The organism is Streptomyces sp. NPDC059008, from assembly GCF_042749045.1.
GTDB lineage: Bacteria > Actinomycetota > Actinomycetes > Streptomycetales > Streptomycetaceae > Streptomyces.
In genome coordinates, this window is sequence record NZ_JBHYJC010000079.1 from 1 (window position 1) to 18317 (window position 18317).

At 60.4% G+C, this 18317-nt stretch carries 14 protein-coding genes and 4 pseudogenes; 12 read left to right on the forward strand and 6 right to left on the reverse strand.

Going from position 1 to position 18317, the window contains the following annotated elements; all coding sequences use genetic code 11:
- Positions 1–2524 precede the first annotated feature (2524 nt).
- The 4 genes from ACFWZH_RS38220 to ACFWZH_RS38235 all read left to right on the forward strand — a co-directional run bounded on the left by ACFWZH_RS38220 (position 2525) and on the right by ACFWZH_RS38235 (position 6690).
- On the forward strand, positions 2525–3565 hold the full coding sequence (locus ACFWZH_RS38220) for a bifunctional DNA primase/polymerase (RefSeq protein WP_384442725.1): 1041 nt from the start codon (positions 2525–2527) through the stop codon (positions 3563–3565).
- A 185-nt stretch (positions 3566–3750) separates the two neighbouring features.
- A complete protein-coding gene (locus ACFWZH_RS38225; RefSeq protein ID WP_384442754.1) occupies positions 3751–5097 on the forward strand; it encodes a phage/plasmid primase, P4 family in 1347 nt (448 codons plus the stop codon).
- The gene (locus ACFWZH_RS38230) at positions 5094–5498 is read left to right on the forward strand and encodes a DUF6009 family protein (protein WP_384442728.1); all 405 of its coding nucleotides are present in this window, start codon (positions 5094–5096) and stop codon (positions 5496–5498) included. Before ACFWZH_RS38225 ends, ACFWZH_RS38230 begins: the two co-directional genes overlap by 4 nt.
- Before the next feature lie 1069 nt (positions 5499–6567).
- Entirely contained in the window at positions 6568–6690 is a 123-nt protein-coding gene (locus ACFWZH_RS38235) for a hypothetical protein (protein WP_384442763.1), read from the forward strand.
- A 15-nt stretch (positions 6691–6705) separates the two neighbouring features.
- Here ACFWZH_RS38235 and ACFWZH_RS38240 read toward each other — a convergent pair.
- Positions 6706–6948 (reverse strand): annotated as a pseudogene (locus tag ACFWZH_RS38240) (transposase); the annotation flags it as partial.
- Positions 6949–7205: 257 nt separating this feature from the next.
- Here ACFWZH_RS38240 and ACFWZH_RS38245 point away from each other — a divergent pair.
- Both ACFWZH_RS38245 and ACFWZH_RS38250 read left to right on the forward strand, forming a co-directional pair.
- Positions 7206–7742, forward strand: a complete 537-nt coding sequence (locus tag ACFWZH_RS38245) for a hypothetical protein (RefSeq protein WP_384442731.1) — start codon at positions 7206–7208, stop codon at positions 7740–7742.
- Positions 7743–7948: 206 nt separating this feature from the next.
- Positions 7949–8254, forward strand: coding sequence for a hypothetical protein (locus ACFWZH_RS38250; RefSeq protein WP_384442734.1), 306 nt, complete (start codon positions 7949–7951; stop codon positions 8252–8254).
- Between the two features lie 219 nt (positions 8255–8473).
- Here ACFWZH_RS38250 and ACFWZH_RS38255 read toward each other — a convergent pair.
- Positions 8474–8578: pseudogene (locus ACFWZH_RS38255) on the reverse strand (IS5/IS1182 family transposase); the annotation flags it as partial.
- A 411-nt stretch (positions 8579–8989) separates the two neighbouring features.
- On the opposite strand from ACFWZH_RS38255, the gene ACFWZH_RS38260 reads away from it, so the two are divergent.
- The gene (locus tag ACFWZH_RS38260) at positions 8990–9139 is read left to right on the forward strand and encodes a hypothetical protein (protein WP_384442737.1); all 150 of its coding nucleotides are present in this window, start codon (positions 8990–8992) and stop codon (positions 9137–9139) included.
- Between the two features lie 571 nt (positions 9140–9710).
- Here the strand turns inward: ACFWZH_RS38260 and ACFWZH_RS38265 are convergent.
- Positions 9711–9779: a hypothetical protein gene (locus ACFWZH_RS38265; RefSeq protein ID WP_384442757.1), complete on the reverse strand. Its 69-nt coding sequence runs from the start codon at positions 9777–9779 to the stop codon at positions 9711–9713.
- 548 nt (positions 9780–10327) lie between these two features.
- Between ACFWZH_RS38265 and ACFWZH_RS38270 the strand changes: the two genes are divergently transcribed.
- Together ACFWZH_RS38270 and ACFWZH_RS38275 are read left to right on the forward strand one after the other, a co-directional pair.
- Positions 10328–10918, forward strand: coding sequence for a hypothetical protein (locus ACFWZH_RS38270; protein WP_384442740.1), 591 nt, complete (start codon positions 10328–10330; stop codon positions 10916–10918).
- Positions 10919–12152: 1234 nt separating this feature from the next.
- A complete protein-coding gene (locus ACFWZH_RS38275; RefSeq protein ID WP_384442743.1) occupies positions 12153–12947 on the forward strand; it encodes a hypothetical protein in 795 nt (264 codons plus the stop codon).
- Between the two features lie 1243 nt (positions 12948–14190).
- Here ACFWZH_RS38275 and ACFWZH_RS38280 read toward each other — a convergent pair.
- The 3 genes and pseudogenes from ACFWZH_RS38280 to ACFWZH_RS38290 form a co-directional block, all read right to left on the reverse strand.
- Positions 14191–14778: a DDE-type integrase/transposase/recombinase gene (locus ACFWZH_RS38280; protein WP_384442746.1), complete on the reverse strand. Its 588-nt coding sequence runs from the start codon at positions 14776–14778 to the stop codon at positions 14191–14193.
- 15 nt (positions 14779–14793) lie between these two features.
- Complete coding sequence (locus tag ACFWZH_RS38285) at positions 14794–15066, reverse strand: helix-turn-helix domain-containing protein (RefSeq protein WP_384442760.1); 273 nt, start codon at positions 15064–15066, stop codon at positions 14794–14796.
- A gap of 242 nt (positions 15067–15308) precedes the next feature.
- Positions 15309–15928: pseudogene (locus tag ACFWZH_RS38290) on the reverse strand (IS701 family transposase); the annotation flags it as partial.
- Positions 15929–16248: 320 nt separating this feature from the next.
- Here ACFWZH_RS38290 and ACFWZH_RS38295 point away from each other — a divergent pair.
- The 3 genes and pseudogenes from ACFWZH_RS38295 to ACFWZH_RS38305 all read left to right on the forward strand — a co-directional run.
- On the forward strand, positions 16249–17181 hold the full coding sequence (locus tag ACFWZH_RS38295; protein ID WP_384442749.1) for a hypothetical protein: 933 nt from the start codon (positions 16249–16251) through the stop codon (positions 17179–17181).
- A gap of 557 nt (positions 17182–17738) precedes the next feature.
- On the forward strand, positions 17739–18179 hold the full coding sequence (locus ACFWZH_RS38300; RefSeq protein ID WP_384442752.1) for a hypothetical protein: 441 nt from the start codon (positions 17739–17741) through the stop codon (positions 18177–18179).
- A gap of 4 nt (positions 18180–18183) precedes the next feature.
- Positions 18184–18317 (forward strand): annotated as a pseudogene (locus tag ACFWZH_RS38305) (diaminobutyrate acetyltransferase); the annotation flags it as partial.

Here is an 18317-nt window from a genome sequence, read left to right on the forward strand (position 1 = left end):
TCCCGACTTCGCCCCTGTGTCCTACGACGCACCCCCCGGGTTCCTTCGATGACCACAGGCGACATGACCATATGCGACTGGTATTGGCATCCTAGAGTGCCAATACCAGCATCGCAGGATGCCTATATCGGCACTTGGCGATGCCTATATAGGCATCCTGCGATGCCAACGTCTCTCGTATTTGTGCAGGTCAGGAGCTTGCGGGGGCTGCGCGCTCTACCTGCAACAAAAGGAACGCTCAACGTGCACCGCCGTACGGGCCGCCCTGCGGTCCTCGCGCAGGCGCTGCGGTCCTCGGGGCGTCGCGCCTGCTCCTCACTCCATCTGCGGGACTCTGGGCTCACTCGCCAGGCGACAAATGGAGTCATGGTTGATGCCCGGAGTGGTTGCCCCAGTAGGCGGGCCAGCCCGGACGCCTGCCCGCATCGTTGTGGCCAGCGTTCGTGGGCTGATGTTCAGCCGTCAATGTCTCTGCCACGCTTGCACTCCGACAGCGAACTCTCGACGGCGCTGCTCGATCATGGCTTCACTGAAGGCAGCAACTGCACGTACTACCTCGATATCGCCCACTTCGTCGCCAACCGCTCCCTCGGTTATCTGCTCCGGCACGGTGGCTCAACGCCGCAGGAGCCACACGCAACCGATGGTGGTCATTGGACGGTACGAGTACATGAACGCCGCGGGCTAACGTTCTCCGTCCCCGGCCCACCGACAGCTCGTCGGGCGGCTTGAATCACGGTGTTGCGCCCACAGAGACAACACACCGCCTCAAGCCCAGGGAGCACGGTTCGTCGGCGATTGCGCAGGTGGAACTCAAGGTGGAAGAAGAGGAAGCGCTGGTTGAATGGAGAGAAAGCACACGACGTGCCAGTAGACAGTGACACCGCCTCGTTTGGCGCCGCCACCTTGTACACGGTGTGCTTCTCATCAGCCCGGATTGCTTGATCGCATCTCCCGCAGATCACCGCTGTGTCTCCTTGCCCTGCTACGGGTTGCCGGCAGCTGGCACAACGCGAACCGGGAGGGGCACGACCTCACAGCACCCCAAGTGACCAGTGTGGGCCGGGTAGCCGATGGCCCATAGCCTGCTGAGCGTCAATCTCGGACTTATCATGGCGCGACGTGCATTCGATCTGACGCAGCGATGAAGCTGTCTTCTCGTCACTGCGGTCTGGGCCGATAGGCCATGGCACGAAGACATCAGTACTCATGAGACCTGCTCCGACATGGAGTGGGAGGCCGTCAGCTACAGGAGGACCGCGAAGTCCGAGACGAACTCGTCCAGCGCGCTCTCCTCTAGTCGGGCATCGACGGAGAGGGCACAGTGCTGATCGGGGATCCGCCCGCCGACGCGGCTTCCACTTCGTGTCGGTCTGTGTGCGAGCGATGGACTGGCACGCGCGTACGGGCGAGCCTGAGCTGGGGGGACAGAGCCAGATCCTGACGGGGAGCGAACGCCGTCTGCCCGCCTTGGCCAAGGTTCCGTTCGAGCCCCGGGACTCGAACGGTGCACCATAACGACGCCGCCCGAGGGCCCGCTCCGCCACGGACGCACCCGGCGGCCAGCGCCATCTCGCCAGCCTGAGGACGAGTGACCCGTCCAGCAGACGCATGTGTCGGACGATCCGTTGCCCACCGGTGTCGGCTGGCCCATGTCGGGCGAACCTCCGCTGTAGCAATCGACGGTGAAGGGATAACACATTTCCGCCCAAGCGCCTACACCCCAGGTTGCACGCGGCTCCGCGGCCAGCTAGGGGGCGGTGACGGGGCCTGCTCGGCGAGCGCGGTCACAGCGACTGAGGACAGTTGCAGCGACTGTTCCTGCTTGCGTCGCTTTCGCAGTCGCTGGACAAAGTGCAAGTAGGACAGCCCACTTGTAGGTAGACAGCGACTGAAGCGACTGAAAGTTCGTATCTATGACACGCGCCCCCGCGCAGGAATGTCTTCATAGTTCCAAACCTGAGTCGCTTCAGTCGCTACGCGGATATGCGCAGGCATCTGACCTGCACTTATGTGTCAACTCGCCGATGGTAGCTAGGTGCTGCCGGTCGCTGGCGTCCAGTACTGGCTGAACACCCCAGCTGTTCAGCCAGTCAGCTTCGGCATCGTGAGGAAGGACTGAGCAGGCTGTCTTGAGCGACTAGGGGTCTGGTTGAAACTGCAGGTCAGAGGAACACCGCTGTGATGCAGCGACCGAAGCGACTCAACTTCGCTAACAGGCCGGTCCCTTTCGTGGCCGTAGCCGCCATCTGCACTGGCGAGTCGCTACAGTCGCTGGACGGCACTCGCCTCACGAGACAAAAATCCAACACGCCGAGCAGTGCCACATGTGCGATGGAACAGCAGTACCTCGCGTCTCCTCAGCTACCCTGTGCTCGAGCAAACTTGAGACCTTGAGTCGCTTCAGTCGCTGACTGAGCCACACAACCTATCTGAGCTGCGATTTTGTGCAGCGACTCAAGCTCCACCGCCCCTACGTCCGCAGAAGGCAGCCATTCCAGCAACGCGTTCTCTTGTCGACACGTTGACCGTCGCGCAGTGGTGCTCGGCGGCTGGCTGGCCAGTCCTTCCTCTTGTCCCGGGGCGCAAGACGCCGGCCCGTAATTGCCGTAACTGTTCGACCTCCGGACACAGCCACCACGGATGCCCCTGCCTTACAGCTGGCCGGTGGTGCCACGGATTCCACGCGGCTACCACCGACCAGGACCGGCTGCGTGAATGGTGGCAACAGGAACCCGGCTTCGGTGTGGGCGTCGCCTGCGGCCCAGCCAACCTCATCGTCATCGACGTCGATGCGCACCCGGCCGCGATGCCCCCCCGTGACCGGATACTGCCCGGCATCCCCATCCATGACAACGTCGACCTGACCGGACTGGAAAGCGGATTCCACACCCTGGCGGTACTCGCCGCTCTGCGCGACGCCCAAAACCCGGCCGACGACGAAAACACGCTGCGGGTGCGGACACCATCCGGGGGCTTGCACATCTGGTACCAAGCCTCCGCTGGTGACACTTGGTTGTGTTCCGCTGGCTCCAGCACCGGCCGAGCCTTGGCCTGGCAGGTCGACATCAGAGCCCACGGCGGATACATCGTTGCCCCCGGGACGACGACTGCTGACGGCACGTATACCCCGATCAGTTCTTGCACCAAGCCCGCGCCACTCCCCGACTGGCTGGCGGAAGAGCTCACTCGCACCGGACACTGCCCCACCAATCGACCGGCCCTACCCCACCCCGCAGCACCCCCGCGTGCCCGCCAGGCCATTGCCGCAGCCGGCGGCGGCCGCGACGCCGCCGCCAAGGTCCTCGAGTCCGTTCTCGCAGAGGTTGCCGACTGCGCTGCACGACCGGAAGGCGCGGGCTTCTCCGACAAGCTCAACCGGGCCGCCTTCACCGCAGGAGGCCTCATGGCCGCCGGCCACCTCTCCGAACAGGTCGCCCAGGACACGCTCCTAGCAGCCGCACAACACGCCCGACCCGGCCAGCGCACACGAGCCAACTCGATCATCCGCAGTGGCCTGGCCGCCGGCGCACGACGCCCGCTCTACCCGGGAGACTGCCTGTGACCGCCCAAGGCTTCGACCCCGCGGCCGTGGCACGCCAGATCCTGCAATACAACCATCCGCCCTTCTCCACATACAGCAGCCCCGCCGTACCCACCCAGAGCGCACCCGGTAGCCGGCAGGAACCGGCGGCGCCCTACCGCGCCACCGACACTGGGCTGCTACCTCACTCGCTCACCGACCGCGGCATGGCCAAGAGCTTCGCCCACCTCTACGCCAGCGACTACCGGCATGTGAACGGCTTGGGCTGGTACAAGTGGACCAGCTACCGCTGGGAACCCGACGACCACGACACCGTAGTGTGGGCCGCCGGCGACATGGCCGAGTCCCTCGCCACCACCGACCCCAGCGGCCTGCACACCGACGCCGAACTACGTCGCGAACGCCGCCGAGCCATGTCCACACCGGGCATCAAATCCATGCTCATGCAGGCCAAGTCAGCCCACGGCATGCTGCTCGACGCAGCACGGCTTGACGCCGACCCCTACGTGCTGTGCACCCCGGGCGGGATCGTCGACCTACGCACCGGCCACATCCACAGCCCAGACCCGCGCAAGGACTTTCACTCCCGCGCCAGCTCCGTATGCCCCCAACAGATGCCCACCCCCCGTTGGGACCGATTCTTGACCGACACCTTCGGCGACGACGCCGAAGGCCGGGAAATGATCGACTTCCTGCACCTGCTGCTGGGCTACTCCATCACCGGCGACGTTGGCGCACAAATCCTGGCCTTCCTGTACGGCCTGGGCAAGAACGGCAAGAGCGTTCTGCTGGACGTCCTGGTCAAACTGCTCGGCGACTACGCCGACGCTGGCCCGCCCGGCTTCCTGATGGCCAAACCCTTCGAAGGCCACCCCACCGACCTCGCCGAACTCCACGGTCGCCGAGTCATCGTCTGCTCCGAACTCAAAGCCGGCGACCGCTTCGACGAAGCCCGCGTCAAACTCCTCACCGGCGGCGACATCATCAAAGCCCGCCGCATGCGCCAAGACTTCTTCAGCTTCGTACCCACCCACAAACTCTTCCTGCTCGGCAACCACCGCCCCGAAGTGGGCACCGGCGGCTTCGCCTTCTGGCGCCGCATGCGACTCGTTCCCTTCGAACGCGTCGTGCCCGACGCCCGCAAGGTCGACAACCTCGCCGACATCCTCGTCACCGAAGAAGGCCCCGGCATCCTTGCCTGGCTAGTCGCCGGCGCCAGCCGCTACCTTGGAGGAGACAAGGACCTCACCGGACCCGAGCGTGTACGAGTCGCCACCACCGCCTACGCGGAGACCGAGGACCACATGGGACGGTTCCTCAGCGAATCCTGCAAGCTCGACACCGGCCTGCGCGCCGAACAAAAGCACCTCTACACCGCCTACACCCGCTGGTGCGAATCCGAAGGCGCCACACCCGTCTCCTCCCGCGCCTTCGCTGGCCGCGTGCGCGAAGTCATCGGCCTACGCTCCCCAAAGGAGATGGCCACCTCCAACTCCAAGAAGTACTACCCAGGCATCGGCCTGCTCGCCGACATCACCGAGGAGAGTGCGTGAGCGCCCTGATCGACCCTGAGGACCTCACCCACGAATCCGACCTCGTGTGGCTCGAGGACACTACCCACCTCGACTACGTCCGCCAGTCCCTCGACCGCGTCACCGGCCGCAACCGCAGACCTGCGTACCACCGCGACGGCCGCCTCGTCGGCTATGCCACCCTCGGCCCCACCGCAAAGGCGTCCCGGGCTTCGGGTACCCATCTACGCCGCGTCTTCTGGCTCGCCCCGCACGACCGCGACCAACAGCCCGCTGGCCTCTATGCCACCGGTGCGCCGTCCGAAGCTGTTGATCCTCGTACCGTTGCCCCCCGAGTTAAGGGCTACAAAACCGAGCGCTCGGAAGGTGGCCCTGCCTCGGACGCGATGAGAGAGATGGGCATAACGCTCCCCAAGGCATGACTCACCCCTATGATCGACACGATCCCGAAGTTCAGTCGCCTTAGTCGCTGTCCTACGGTAGAGAATGCTCTGACCTGCATCTTCTCGAAGATCCAGAGCAGCGACTGAAGGCCTAGTGATAGGCAGCCCCCTGCGAAGACGGCGTGGGCGCGAACCCCTCGGTAGACCTCACGTGATCCGATTCGCTGTTGTTTCAGGTTGTTGAGATTGCTCCGGCCCTCACCGAAATCATTGATCACAGCTGGCTCGATGTTCATCATCGCCATCGTGGCGGGGCAGTTGGTGCCAATGGGGGATCCTCCGGGTGGGAGGAATGCAGCGGACATTCCTCCCACATGGTTGACAGGACTCTCATGCTGATGTAATGATTCCTTTTCAGTGTATCGCCGCGTGCCCGAAGTCGAATGCTCGAGCAGAGCATCAGCACAACGAGGGCGAAGGGTCGGCATCGACGGGACCTAGGTGTGCTGTTCCGGCACGTTGGTGACGGGTGACATGCCCTGGCTGGCGCTTGAAAAGGGTGAGGGCGTTCTCGCTCGGTGGGGATTGCGACATCTACCGCCGAGTGCAGGAGGCCCTCGTGTCCCACCGTAACGCCCCGCTGACGCCGACCGGCAGGCTGCGCCTGGCCCGGTGCGTCGTTATCCGGGCAAAGCGGTGCGAGCGACTCTTCAGTCGCTCAGGGAGCGCCGCTGATGAGCAGCCGACGCAACTCCGTGGGGGTGCGACCGGGGTATTGGCGCACGGTGCGGTCAGAGAAACCGAGGTCGGCGGCGAGCGCAGGCGAGGCTGTCCTCGCCTGCGTCGAGGCGGACCAGGGACTGGCCGACGCGGGCCCCGGTTGCGGTAGCGGGTCGCGGAGACGCCGGGTTCGCGGGTGAAAGAGCGGCTCGGGCGGTAGCTGCGGAAGGAGCCCGTGGGAGGCGGGGTGCGCTTCTGCAATTGGCTGCCTGGCTTCCGCGACGAGTTCCGCAATCGTCGGTGCCCGTACGAGCGTGGTGCGGCACGGTTTCGGCGACGGCCTGACAGAGGACGACTGCGAGCAGCCCGAGCACTTCCCGGTGTCCAGATGCTGCACATCACCTGTGCGGGTGGTGACAAGCACACGACGAAGGGCGAGATCGAGACGAGCGTCGACGTACACGCTCTGGCGGGCCGGAAGCGCGTACTCGCCGACCATGATCCGCCGTAGTGCCGGCGGCAGGTCGTGCGGAAGGTAGGCCCACTGACAGCCGGTCCGCCCCTGGTAGAGGATCGCGTTCACGATCTCCCGTATATGCCGCAGCGCCCTGATGACCGCTGACCGAGCGTTGCCGGTCCTCCCACGTGTGATCACCGGCTCGATCAACGACCACTGCTCGTCCGATAAGTCGCTGGGATATGGCTTGCGTTCACTCACCCTGCCAACCCCGGCAGACCCCACACCACGGACCGCCGATTCCACCCACACCCCACACCATCAGGCGGCCATAGAACGACTCAAAGACTCATGAACCACCCACTGAGGAATCTTGAAAGAGACGCATTGAACCTCTTTTTCAAGCTCTGTTTCTGCAGCCAGTGGTGTGTTGCCGCACGAGTAAGGCAAGTTACCGACCTGAGAATTCTGGGAACTTCTTGGGGAGTTCCGGAAGCCTCATCAACCTACCGAGGTAGGCCGAAGATCGACCTTGGTTGCATCAAAGTAGGAAGTGTGGAAGGAGTGGCATGCGTGAGGGATTGAAATCCGCGTCAATGCTCGCGGGGCTGATGCTTGTTCTGACTGTAGTCGGCGGCGAAACCGCTTCCGCTCACGATCAGTTGAAGTCTGTTGCAACAAAGGCAGACTGCGCAGGTCCAACAGTCAACGACGGGGGAGCCATGGCGTACTACTCTATTGGAGGGGATGTGATGGGACATATTTTAACTGCTGCTGGCATTGAAGCGGGTTCCTGCATCGTCTGGCAAGACGGTGACGAAGGTAGCGAAACGATTAAAAGGTGTGGCACTTGGGAGCAGCCGCCGGATCAGGCCGGCGACAGGTGGACCAGGATTTCGGGTAACGACCTCACGGCAGAGGTGCACGATAGGAATGTCTGGAGCGCTCTTCGGTTGCTTGCGCTGCAGAAGCTGAGGCCGGATAGTCAATTTGTTTATAAATGCTTCCGGCAGACTAATCAGGAGTACGACTATGGCAATGATAAGCCCAAAGAGAGGATCTGGGTTGACATGTCGGAAACTTCTTACTGGCCTCCAGAGCGCTAGCTCAATCCTTAAAGGTTCGTGGAATTTTAACCCACTCCGCTGAGGGTCTTAGGGGCGTAGAGGGATATCATCGAAGATTCCGGAGTGACTCGCCACAAGTTCACGCGCCGGCGCTGGCCTGTATCAATGCCGCCGCACATCGCCCCCAAGGAGACATAATGCAAAAGGATTAGGTAAGGTAGATTAATCAATCTAGGAGGAATGTAATGGCGCGTAAGTCACGTTCAGTCTATGCGGTCAAATGGCTTGCTGTTCCGGCGATCGTGCTGGCTATGCTGGGCGGATCTGGATATTCGACAGCGACTGCTTTCGCTGCCTCACTGGCAACCTGTGACGATCTTAAGGAAATGGAAACTACCGAGGATGGCATTACTGGCGAGCAATTAGCTGAGATGTGCGAAAGTATCGACCAGGCGGAGAAGGATAGGGATATCGCCAACCTGACACCTGACGAGTTCAGGGCGAAGGTGAAAGAGGCGTTTTCGCCAGCGCCTACGCCACCTGACGAGTAAATAGCAGCAGGTTAGGGCGGGTGTGGCCAGGACTCGGTGCCCGGTGGCCATGATGGCCACCGGGTGCCTGGTCTGATGGTCAGGCTGCGATGACGATGTGGTTGAGGGCGACGGTGTAGCCGAGCTGGTTGATCGCGCGGCGGGTGGCACGTGCGGGGTCGCGTTGGGTGAAGTAGGTGCCGCCGAGGTCGTGGTAGGGCTTGTGGTCGGTGAGCGTGCGGTTCCCTGGCTGGCCAGGGGCACATTGGTGGAGGTCTTCATGCTCTGGGTGTCGATGACGGACGCGGTCGGTTTGGGTTTGCGTCCTTCCTTCACGCGGGGCAGACAGCCATCGGATATTCACATCTGGCAGAGGCGAGTCGACCACCCTTCTGCGAAATCCACATCACCCCGAAAAGAAGCAACCAGTGAGTCTCACTGCAGGCGGCGCGGTGATTGTCATTAGCCTGAGTGTGAACACCTCAACGGCAGAATCCGGTCAGCAATGAGCCTGCACGTCTGCAGGGCTAGCGGCGTCACATGGCTTAATGGGGGCGGCGAGGCGGGGAAATGGCCTGGAGAGTGAACCCGTGGAGTGTGTACTGAGCGTTTGAGACCTGTCCGCTGCCGGATACGTTGTCGCACGTCGCAATTTGCACGCAATATGCCGGCAAGAGATTGCGGAAGGCGTTTGTATCAGCGAGTCCGCAAGCCGAATCCCGAATTCGTCTTGATCCCCATCGCTGCCCACCCGAGGTGGCCGCACAGATCGCTGTCCTTCTCAGGGAAATCGGCATCCCAGGCGGGCTGATCGGATACGAGCACCAGCCGCTGATCGAGCTGGTGTGCTTCGAGGGGAACGACGAATGGAGGCTGGCCATCGTGGCCTGTTCGGACGCATCGTGATCGATGTAGTCAAGGTGGATGTTGTCCCAGACCACCACGATCGGACCTCCGAGCTGGATTCGGGAGCGGACGACCAGGTCGCGGAAGTCCCGCCAGTCGAAGCCCCTCTGCTCAGCCTGGCGCCCCGATATTTGCGGATCGCATAGATGAGGCTGGACCGCCGGCTCGGCTTGAAGCAGGGCAGGCTCGCCCCATCGACACCCGCCCGGAGCGCGCCGGCCCCGCACTCGCACGACCGGAGTTCACCTGATCCGGCCGCCGGTTCTGGCATGCGGCGGAGTCATCGACAGCTCTTGGCCTCGTCCTCGACTACGATCCAGGTGCCTCGTTCCGCCGCGGTCCTCTGGCCCGAGGCCCGGTCCCACACCTCGACCACATCGTCGTCCCGCTCGAGGGCCCGCCGGGTCGGCTGCTGCCAGATTCAGCCGTGCCCCTTCAGCAACCGCTACGTGCCTTCGACGGTGTAGGGGACGCAGAACAGCAGGCCGATCAACCTCTTGATCCGCGCTAGCGTCAACCGCTGCGTGGCGATCTGCGCTTCGCTGAGCCGGGACCGTCCCGGAGAGCCCCGCTACAGGACCTCGACGTTGCCGCACTCACGCCAGGCTCGGCGCCACCGCTCTATCGACCGCTCGGTCACTCGCAGAGCGGCGGCGACCTTGCGGTTCGTCTCCCCTCACTCCCCAGGAGCTAGCCAGAGCCAGCTGGCAAACGTCACGCGAACTGTCCCGATATCACTCGATCGACTTCGGAGTAGCAAGCACTCTTGTCTCTCTGTTCCCTGCACGGGACTGAGGCGAACATCCACTACGAACACTGATAGCTCGGCTCGTAAGCCCTCGACTTGACTCATATCCCTCAGCAAAATACGGCCTCTGAGAATCCTAATGGGAATACTCGGGGGAGTGCCATTAGGCACCTGGCTGTATCACTAGATTTCCGGCAAGCGCGGGGACAGGGCCTATAGCGAGAAGAATCTGGTGAAGTCACTCCGTCGACGACGGGACGCCCGGCCATATCGCCTGTATATCCTTTATGCGGAATCTGGACATAGTGACGAAGGGCGAGAGAGGTTTGTGGCAATTCAAATTGAAAGGTAGTTGGCACTAGGTAGTTGCAGTGCCAGGGGTAAAGTGAACTAAGGAGAATTTAGTGAAAACTTTTTGGTCTCGTAGCTTATTGCGCCGCATGACGATTCTTTTGTGCATTCTGGCGGTGATGCTTGGAGGTGCAGCCACGGCATCAAGCGCTCAGGTCCATAACAGGGCTCCACAGACGCCAAATGTTAAGCGACTTACACCCGAAAGCTTAGCGGCTGGCGGCATTAGTACGGCCCTAGCCGTAGCCAAATCCTTTGGTGCAACCTGCTTCTCTGAGCAGAGCGCCCTGGATGGATTCAAGGAATACCTCCAAGGGGAAACCGTTAATAACATGACCGGCGGTAAGATGAAGAGGATTGAGAAGGTCAAGGGGATTTGGGACGGCAGTTACAAAAGTGAAACCATCTTCAAGTATTTGCCTGATAAGCTTGAGGCGGTTTTCAAGTTCCTCAAGTATGGAATAAAGTCGGTAGTTAAGCAGTGCGCGGAAGGAGTGCTCAAAAAGGCCAAGAGTTCAGTTAAGAGCCTCCTCGACGGTAATCAAACCATTTCAGACGCTTGGGCCGGCCTTATGGGTGATGCATTTGGTGTGCAGGTGGGGGATGCGAAAAATGACGTACCGGCAGATCAAGTGGAAGATCTCACCGCGGACCAGAAGAAGGAAGTTTCGAAAGTATAGTGAACGAAGTTTCGAATTTTTGGTCTGGAGATGTCGAGGCTAGTTAATGTCGGAGATGAGTTTGGAGAAAAGCGGGGAGCGGGGGGCATGCTGGATTAGATTAAAGTGAATTTGCCTGCACATTATTCGCACGTGAACGAGTGAGCCTTATGGATGATCTTCCGGTAGTAAGATCAACTATCATCGCGTCAAGCGCTGGCCAGCGGAATAGTGTATTGGCAAATACAATACTCATACCCTAGTGGACATTTTCTGTTCGCACGATCTTGGAGGTGTCTTCATGCATCGCATTGGTGTGATCTTTTCTGTTGCGGTTCTAGGTATTGGATCTCTCCTGGGGATTTCTGGTGTCGCTGCTGCCACACCTTCCGTTGCTGGCCAGCTGGTGTCGTCAGGCGACTGTAGCGACGGATGGGATCTATTTACTGATGATGATGGTGATGAATGGTGCATTAGTCCAGACGAAGAGGAGGCTGAAATAGTGGATGATGGGTCAACGGATGATGGGTCAACGGATGATGGGTCAACGACGTAATTGAAGGGTCCTAGAACGTATGTTGAACCTATAGTGTTCGCTGAAAAATCGACTGTTACCCGCAGGTCTCAGATTTGCGGGTAACGTCTGACACTGCTTCCGGGTAATCCTCGGGAAGGCTCGCTTGGGGTGTTCGGGCGGTCCTATCCCTGGCGGGAGATGGAGGGCTGGATCTGTATATCCTCACCTGGAAGGAGCCGGCACGAGAACTGCTTAACACTTGCGAATCCCGATTCAGCAAAGGCGATTACGTGGGTCTGTGATTGGTTGGCAGTTGGGTGAGGCATATCGGTTCCATGAAGGGAGGAGCCGGGAACTGTGGTAACTGCTCCTTCCGTATCTGGGGTTTCTCCGGGAGGGAGCGTAAGGGGCGAGTTGATATTCTGTAGTGGATTTGGATTAGTCAGCGTCCCGTATCACACTCGGCTGCAGCTGCGTACTGATGTGCCCGCACAGTGGTGGCTGACCGAGATGTCCAGCCCATCTCATCCACCGTGTCGGGCGAAACCGGACCGTGGCGTCGTTTCCAAATGCCTTCAACAGACCCATAGCCGGCGCGTTCGGAGAAGCAGTTTTCCATGGCGTGACCTCTTCCCGGTGGATATGCCCCTGCGCCTCGGCCAGCACCCGTGCAGATTTACATCGATCATCTGCTGGCGGGCTCGCCATCGACCACCACACTTCGTGTCAGGGAGAATCATGCTCACCACGATCGTCATAGTTGCCGCTGCGTTAGTCCTCGGATTAGCCGCGAACCGCCTGCTGCGTCGCCGACTGCCAGGCGAGGAGGCTGAGGCCCTGAGCATGCGCGACCTCGTCGAGCCTCTGCAGACGCTCGCTGTCCTCGTGCTGGCCTTCGTGCTGGTCATGGCTGCCGAGTCGTACAGCAAGGCCGAGGATGCCGCCCGCGTCGAGGCAGCCGCGGTGGACAACCTGTACGAAGTTGCGGACTACGCGGGACCGCAGACACGGCAACAGATCCAGGCGCACGTCGTCTGCTATGCACGAGCTGTCCTTCGCAGTGAGTGGCCCTCCATGGTGGAAGGGGAACGTTCTTCGGCCCCCAGCGTATGGGCTAACTCATTCCGCACCGATTTCAAGGCGATGTCCCAAGACCCACGGTTCGACATGATCGTGGACGCCGACCAGAAGCGTCATGAAGGCCGGTACGACCGTCTAGCACAGTCCACCCCGGCTATCCCGGGCGTCATCTTCTGGTTCATGCTCATCACCTTGGCCGTTACGGTGATCGCGCTCGCCTTCACGCTTCCGGTCAAGCGCCGAGGCACCGAGATCACTACCTTGGTCATCCTCACAGCCTTGCTGACCGCCTCGCTGCTCATAATTTACGACGTCGACCGTCCCTTTGGCGGCCTGGTCAGCATCTCGCCCACCGAGATGACCATCACCCAGCAGGACATTGACCACGACTATGCAGACACGTATGGGAAGAGCAAGCTTCCCTGTGACGCACAGGGCCGTCAGATGGCGTGATCTCTTCTCGATAGCATGCTTGGCCAAGGAAACTCAGCCGTGCCTGTCCCGATAGGGAAAACCTTTAGTCGAGTTGGGGGGCCTCAAGGAAGGGGCGGGGCTGCTGTTTACGTTTACGAATTCGCTAAAGGTGCGAATGGGTGAAAGGTTCGAATGCGGTTATGGTATGAGTCAAGAAAATTTTTCGATTTTGCCGATGGAGGGGTGCCGAGTTAGCTGCCGAATTGGTTAAAGTCCTCCATGAAAGCTCTCAATTCATCCGATCCCGATTCGCTCGGGCCTGATAGTTTTCACGAAAATAGTCGGTAAATTGCTAGAAATGGAGGGGGTGTCGCAGGGGGTTGGAGAGAGTGGATTCGAGTGTGCGGGTAATTTTCACTACGATGTTATCTGCAATTGCGTCGAGTTGTGAGATTAAAGTGGATCACTGCTCGTAAGGAAATCTCGGGAAAATTTTGGCCGCGCGCGGCGGATGCGAGGATTCGGCCGTTTGTAACTCTGTGAGCCCTGAACTGTAGATCATGGATGGCGACCTGTGGATGCAAGCCGCGCCGCTGCTGCGGCCTGGCCAACGAGGCCGTCTGAGCCGGCTGGACTTTGAACCACTCCCCACTGACGACTGGTGGAGCTGACGACACTGGTCGAGCTGACGGAGATGTGAGGTGGTGCATTAACTCAGTCGCTAGATAGGGGCGCCGACAGTAGGGGTAGCTCATGAGCCAAAAGATGGTTCCTCTCGATCCCCGCAGCGATTGGTACCCCGTCTGGTGCCGTACAGGGTGATTGCGGGCACAAGCCTGGAAGCTGCGCGGAGATCATCCATGCCCGTCAGCTAGGGCTGGTTAATCTGCTGGCTGACGGCCCTGCCACGGAGATTCTGGTGGATTCTGGCTACCAGGGCCTGGGCGCAGCCCAGCGGGCGCGTGGTGACACCACCTCACCGCAAGTCGAAAAAGAACGCCCCGCACTGATACGCGGAGATGTGCGAGCGACAGCGCAAGGCGCACTCCTCACAACGCATCCGGGGCGAGCACGACATTTTCTATCTGAAGAACCGGCGGGCACTTGCCCGCCACCTCGACCGCCGCGAGAACATGAGCGAGGCCGTCCCAGCCGTCTCCGGCCTGCTGTCTCACTAGCAGACCGCGGACCTGTCTCTGGCACGGCAGTGAACACACACGCCACCGAAGTCCTCGACGTCTCACCGCCTACCGCGCTCGCTAGTTGTGCAGCTGACGGAGGTCTATGACAGTGGGTTCTGGGCCTTCTGTCGGAGTCGTTCGTAGGGTGTCTGGCCGGTGAGTGCGCCGTGGGGGCGATCGTAGTTGTAGTAGTCCTCCCATTCCTGGAGCTTGGTGTTGACGAGGTTGAAATCGTCGATGACCTGCCCCTCCAGGAGCCGGTAGACCTCTTCGGAATCGATGCGACGTGATCGTTCGACCTTGCCGTTCAGGCGCGGGGTGCGGGGCCTGATGCGAACATGACCGATGCCCTTGTCGAGCAGGTGCCAGTGGAACGCGGAGCCAAATTCCTGACCGTTGTCGGTCTGGACCTGCTCGATGGCGAACGGCAGCTTGGCCATCACGTGGTCGATGAACTGGATCGCAGTCTTCTGGTCGTTGCGCGGGTAGGCACGCAGGCTCCGGAGGCGTGTGCAGTCGTCGATGGCGGTGTACTGGTAGTAGCGCTTCTTGCGGCCGGCCTGGCCGAGCGGCTCGATGAACTTGACGTCGACCTGCAACTGGTGGCCGGGACGCTGCTTCTCATACCGCTTCCAGCGGGTGGAGCGTCGTTTGTAGCGTTGAGAGGCTGGCAGCCGGTTGAGCCCCACCGTCTTCAGGATGCGTCACACGCCGGAGGAGCTGACTCTCACGTCGTGATATCGCTCCAAGTACATTGCGATCTTGGCCGCGCCGAAGTGGTACTGCTGGCGCAGCCAGAGGATCTTCTCCACGACGTCTGCTTTGGTGGCATGCGGTGTGTGGTGCGGTGCGCTGGAGCGGTCCGTGAGCCCCTCCAGTCCCTCCGCTTCGTAGCGTCGCAGCCATGTGTAGTAGCACAGCGGCTCATGCCGTAGTAGCGGCAGGTGGCGGCAACGCTGCCGCTCAATCCTCCACATGGCGCAGCATCGCCAGGCGGTGCCTCGCACGCCCTGATAGGTCGCGTTCGGTCAGCATGCAGGTCTCCTCAATGCGAGAGACCCAACTGTCAACAGCGTCCGTCAGTTTTTAGAGTGCTGAGACTTCGGAACGGCCAGGACATAGCCGACTCCGGCCTCCTCGAGCGTGCGGCGGCGGCCGGCTGGACGTCGCTGCCGGCGCGCAGCGCCGCCGCCGTCCCACCGGCCGCCATCCCCCATTCCTGGCCATAGGCACAGTCGCCGGTCACCCAGGCGATGGGCAGGGGCGATGCCACGGCTCGCAGAATCATCGCCCGGGCAGGCTCGCCCTTGGTGGCCCGAACTCGCGACTTGCGGGGATCTTCGCTGTCCGGCATCGCTCGACGTCGCCCGTCCAGGACTTGCGGAGGTAGAGCTCCCTGTCGACCAGAGCCCGGCCCCTGCCAGAAGCGTAGGCAGCAAACACGCCGATCTGGCAGTTCTCGGTGCGGCCGGCAGTGCCCGAGTACTGGCGCTGGACGCCCGCCAACGTGTCGCCCTTCTTCAGAAAGCCGGTGTCGTCGACGATCAGCACCCCGCGAGGCTCGCCGATCTGCTCGGCCACGTATTCCTGCAAGTCGTCTCGGACCGCGTCAGCGTCCCAGGAAGAACCGTTCAGCAGGTGCTGGAAGCCGGCCGGTCCGCGGTGACCTGCATACTCAGCGAGCTGCCAGCCGTTCTTCCGCTCCACCGGACCCAGCAGACCACGCACGTACTCGCGCATCCACCACCGCAGATCCACCCGCGAGAACCGGCCCGCTACCAGCGAGAACACCGACTCCAACTCAGCAGCCCACCGGGCGGCCTCACAAACCCCCACCATGCCCTGAACAACGACAACGACCAGCTCAGGCAACGAACTCTGAGTGGAGCACTAGCCGCCAGCCCCGAAGTGGAATCGGCATGCCGGGGACGCCGACTCAACGGATTGCCTGACCAGGCACGTTCTTGGCACATGCTCCATAGCCATCTTCTCGATGTAGGGCGGATTCGGGACGCGGTCGGCCAATCCCGCAGCCCGCACGAGCAAGACTAGGTGGAACGGTCAGCTTGGTGGTTGCGTCAATCCGCCACTTTTATTTTCGCTCCTACCACGCCGAACTAATGATGACAGCGGCCGAATTACTGATCGGATGGCCACACGTGACCAGTATGAAAATTAAGATCACCACGTTACTGCTCACATTTATTACAGCCACAGTTCCTCCTGCTGTTTTTATGTCTCCCGCCGCCGATGCCGTGCAGCGATCGACTCCGCTCCACGGTGGGGTTGATAGGCGCGATATTAATCCTGTCTACGAATTTCTTGATGACGGCAAGCCTTGTGATGGATACAGTGAAGATACGAGTTATAGTCAGAATGTTCATGTCGCGAACATGGGCAACGATTCGGTTTACGTTTTCGCCTACAAGGACCCTAAGTGGGAGGTCGTCGATAAAACTGTAGATTTGGCTGTGAGCGTCGGTGTTGCCGTAGCTAGTATCGTCAGTGGTGTTAACGCTGTAAACGGTGCTGCAAAGTTGGTGAGTTCCGCCGTAGATGCGGTTAGGGCGGGCAGAAAGATCTCTGATTTATTAGAGCTTATCAAAGGGATTGTCAAACTCGTGAAGTCTCTTAGGGCTGCGGCAATAAAGGCGGTGGCTGTAGGGGAGAAGAATGAACGACTTAAGGAGGCTAAGGATGTTGAAGGTAGGGTGGCTGGGTTTATGGCTGAGCGTGCGATTAAACTTCAGCCGCTTTACTGTGTTAACGTTTTCAACGAGAAGCTGAAGGATAATTTTTTCAATGTGAGCCACTGGGCGTCGTTCCTGGGGGCAAATATCGTGAATCTGTTGATTGTGCGGAGGGGTGACGATTCTGAAGGGGTAGAGTATAAGCACTTTCATAGCGGTGGTGATGATTCATGGATTATTCTGCAAGAGGGAATAGTGAAGGCGGATCGCGGGGCGTTGACTCAAGCTGGCGAGAGAAATGACCACTGTAAATTTAAGAGTGATGACGATATTGATTCTGTGGAAGATTGTAATGATCCCATAGATCCAAACCTGATCATTACAGTTCCGCCTGATGACTGAAAATATTGACCTCAACGGCTTGTCGCTGCAGAGGGGTTTGGTTTAACGTCGGATATGGCAAGGCGAAGAAAGGCCAGCTGCCGTGGTGGCGGGAAGATGCTGACAGTGATTTTCTGGTTCGCCGAGTCGGTTGTCGACCACGTTGGGTACGTCCGGCCACGTTTCGGATACCTGAGGTATTGTTGATCATCAAGTGTGGTGGAGTCCGTCGCCTGGCTCGACAGACGACCGATTCGAGGCGTATCAGAACGCCCCGAATATCCCCGAGTCCTTTCTTTCCAATCAATCAGACATTCATATGTCACGCGCCCGGTTGAAGACGGGGCGGGGCAGCGCTTCGTTCAGCAACAGGGCGGCCACGAGCACGACAGCGCCGGGCCATCTACGCGCATGTCATAGACGACTTCATGAGCACTTTCCTGCGCAAGGCATTGGCCCCGGGGCTTTATCGAGCAGTAGTGGTTCTGGCTCAACTTTCGTGACACCTCACTGTCCTTCACTCCAGCAGGACTCATTTCCTGAGCAGTTGGCAGACAACCCAGCCGTACATTTGGCGCTTGAGCAACTTGATCCGGTTGACGTTGCCCTCGACCACACCTGAGTTCCAGGGAAAGGTCAGACCGGAAATCATAGCGTCGCGGTCGCAGTCGATGTCCACGGCGAGGTGTGGTGACTGGGAGTCGGTCGCCCTGGCGCTCGGTCAGCATCTGGGCGAAGGACCGGATATGTCTGGTGAGGGCGTCAAGCTCGGGGTAATTGGGCGGACAGCTTTGAGTCGAAATGTTCGATTTCTGTGGAAGGTTGAGATGCGCTTCTTCCTGATTGAGGTTTTGACAATGCCGCCGAGGGAACTCAACGGCCGGATTTATGGGCAGGCAGTGAAAGGAAGGCGAGGTAAAGCTATGGCGCAGGATGAGGGTGGCTTTGAGAAGCCAGGTCACTCCGAACCAGAATTCAAGTGCCCGAGGTTGCTTGCACCGACCGATGTGCGGAGGTAGTTCCATGACCGCCGCACAAGCAGACCATGCAGGTGCCCGCAGTGATATCGGAGAATTTCCGGAGGGCTTCAAGCTCGACACCCCACGGGTGGAGGACGGAGCAGCAATCTGGCGCATCGCCCGCGACTCGCGGGTGCT

Bases quoted from the DNA above. Each gene is read 5' to 3' on its own strand.
- ACFWZH_RS38225 (WP_384442754.1), top strand. From the start codon at position 3,751: ATGGCCAAGAGCTTCGCCCACCTCTACGCCAGCGACTACCGGCATGTG.
- ACFWZH_RS38235 (WP_384442763.1), top strand. From the start codon at position 6,568: ATGCTGCACATCACCTGTGCGGGTGGTGACAAGCACACGACGAAGGGC.
- ACFWZH_RS38245 (WP_384442731.1), top strand. From the start codon at position 7,206: ATGCGTGAGGGATTGAAATCCGCGTCAATGCTCGCGGGGCTGATGCTT.
- ACFWZH_RS38250 (WP_384442734.1), top strand. From the start codon at position 7,949: ATGGCGCGTAAGTCACGTTCAGTCTATGCGGTCAAATGGCTTGCTGTT.
- ACFWZH_RS38270 (WP_384442740.1), top strand. From the start codon at position 10,328: ATGACGATTCTTTTGTGCATTCTGGCGGTGATGCTTGGAGGTGCAGCC.
- ACFWZH_RS38275 (WP_384442743.1), top strand. From the start codon at position 12,153: ATGCTCACCACGATCGTCATAGTTGCCGCTGCGTTAGTCCTCGGATTA.
- ACFWZH_RS38285 (WP_384442760.1), bottom strand. From the start codon at position 15,066: ATGTGGAGGATTGAGCGGCAGCGTTGCCGCCACCTGCCGCTACTACGG.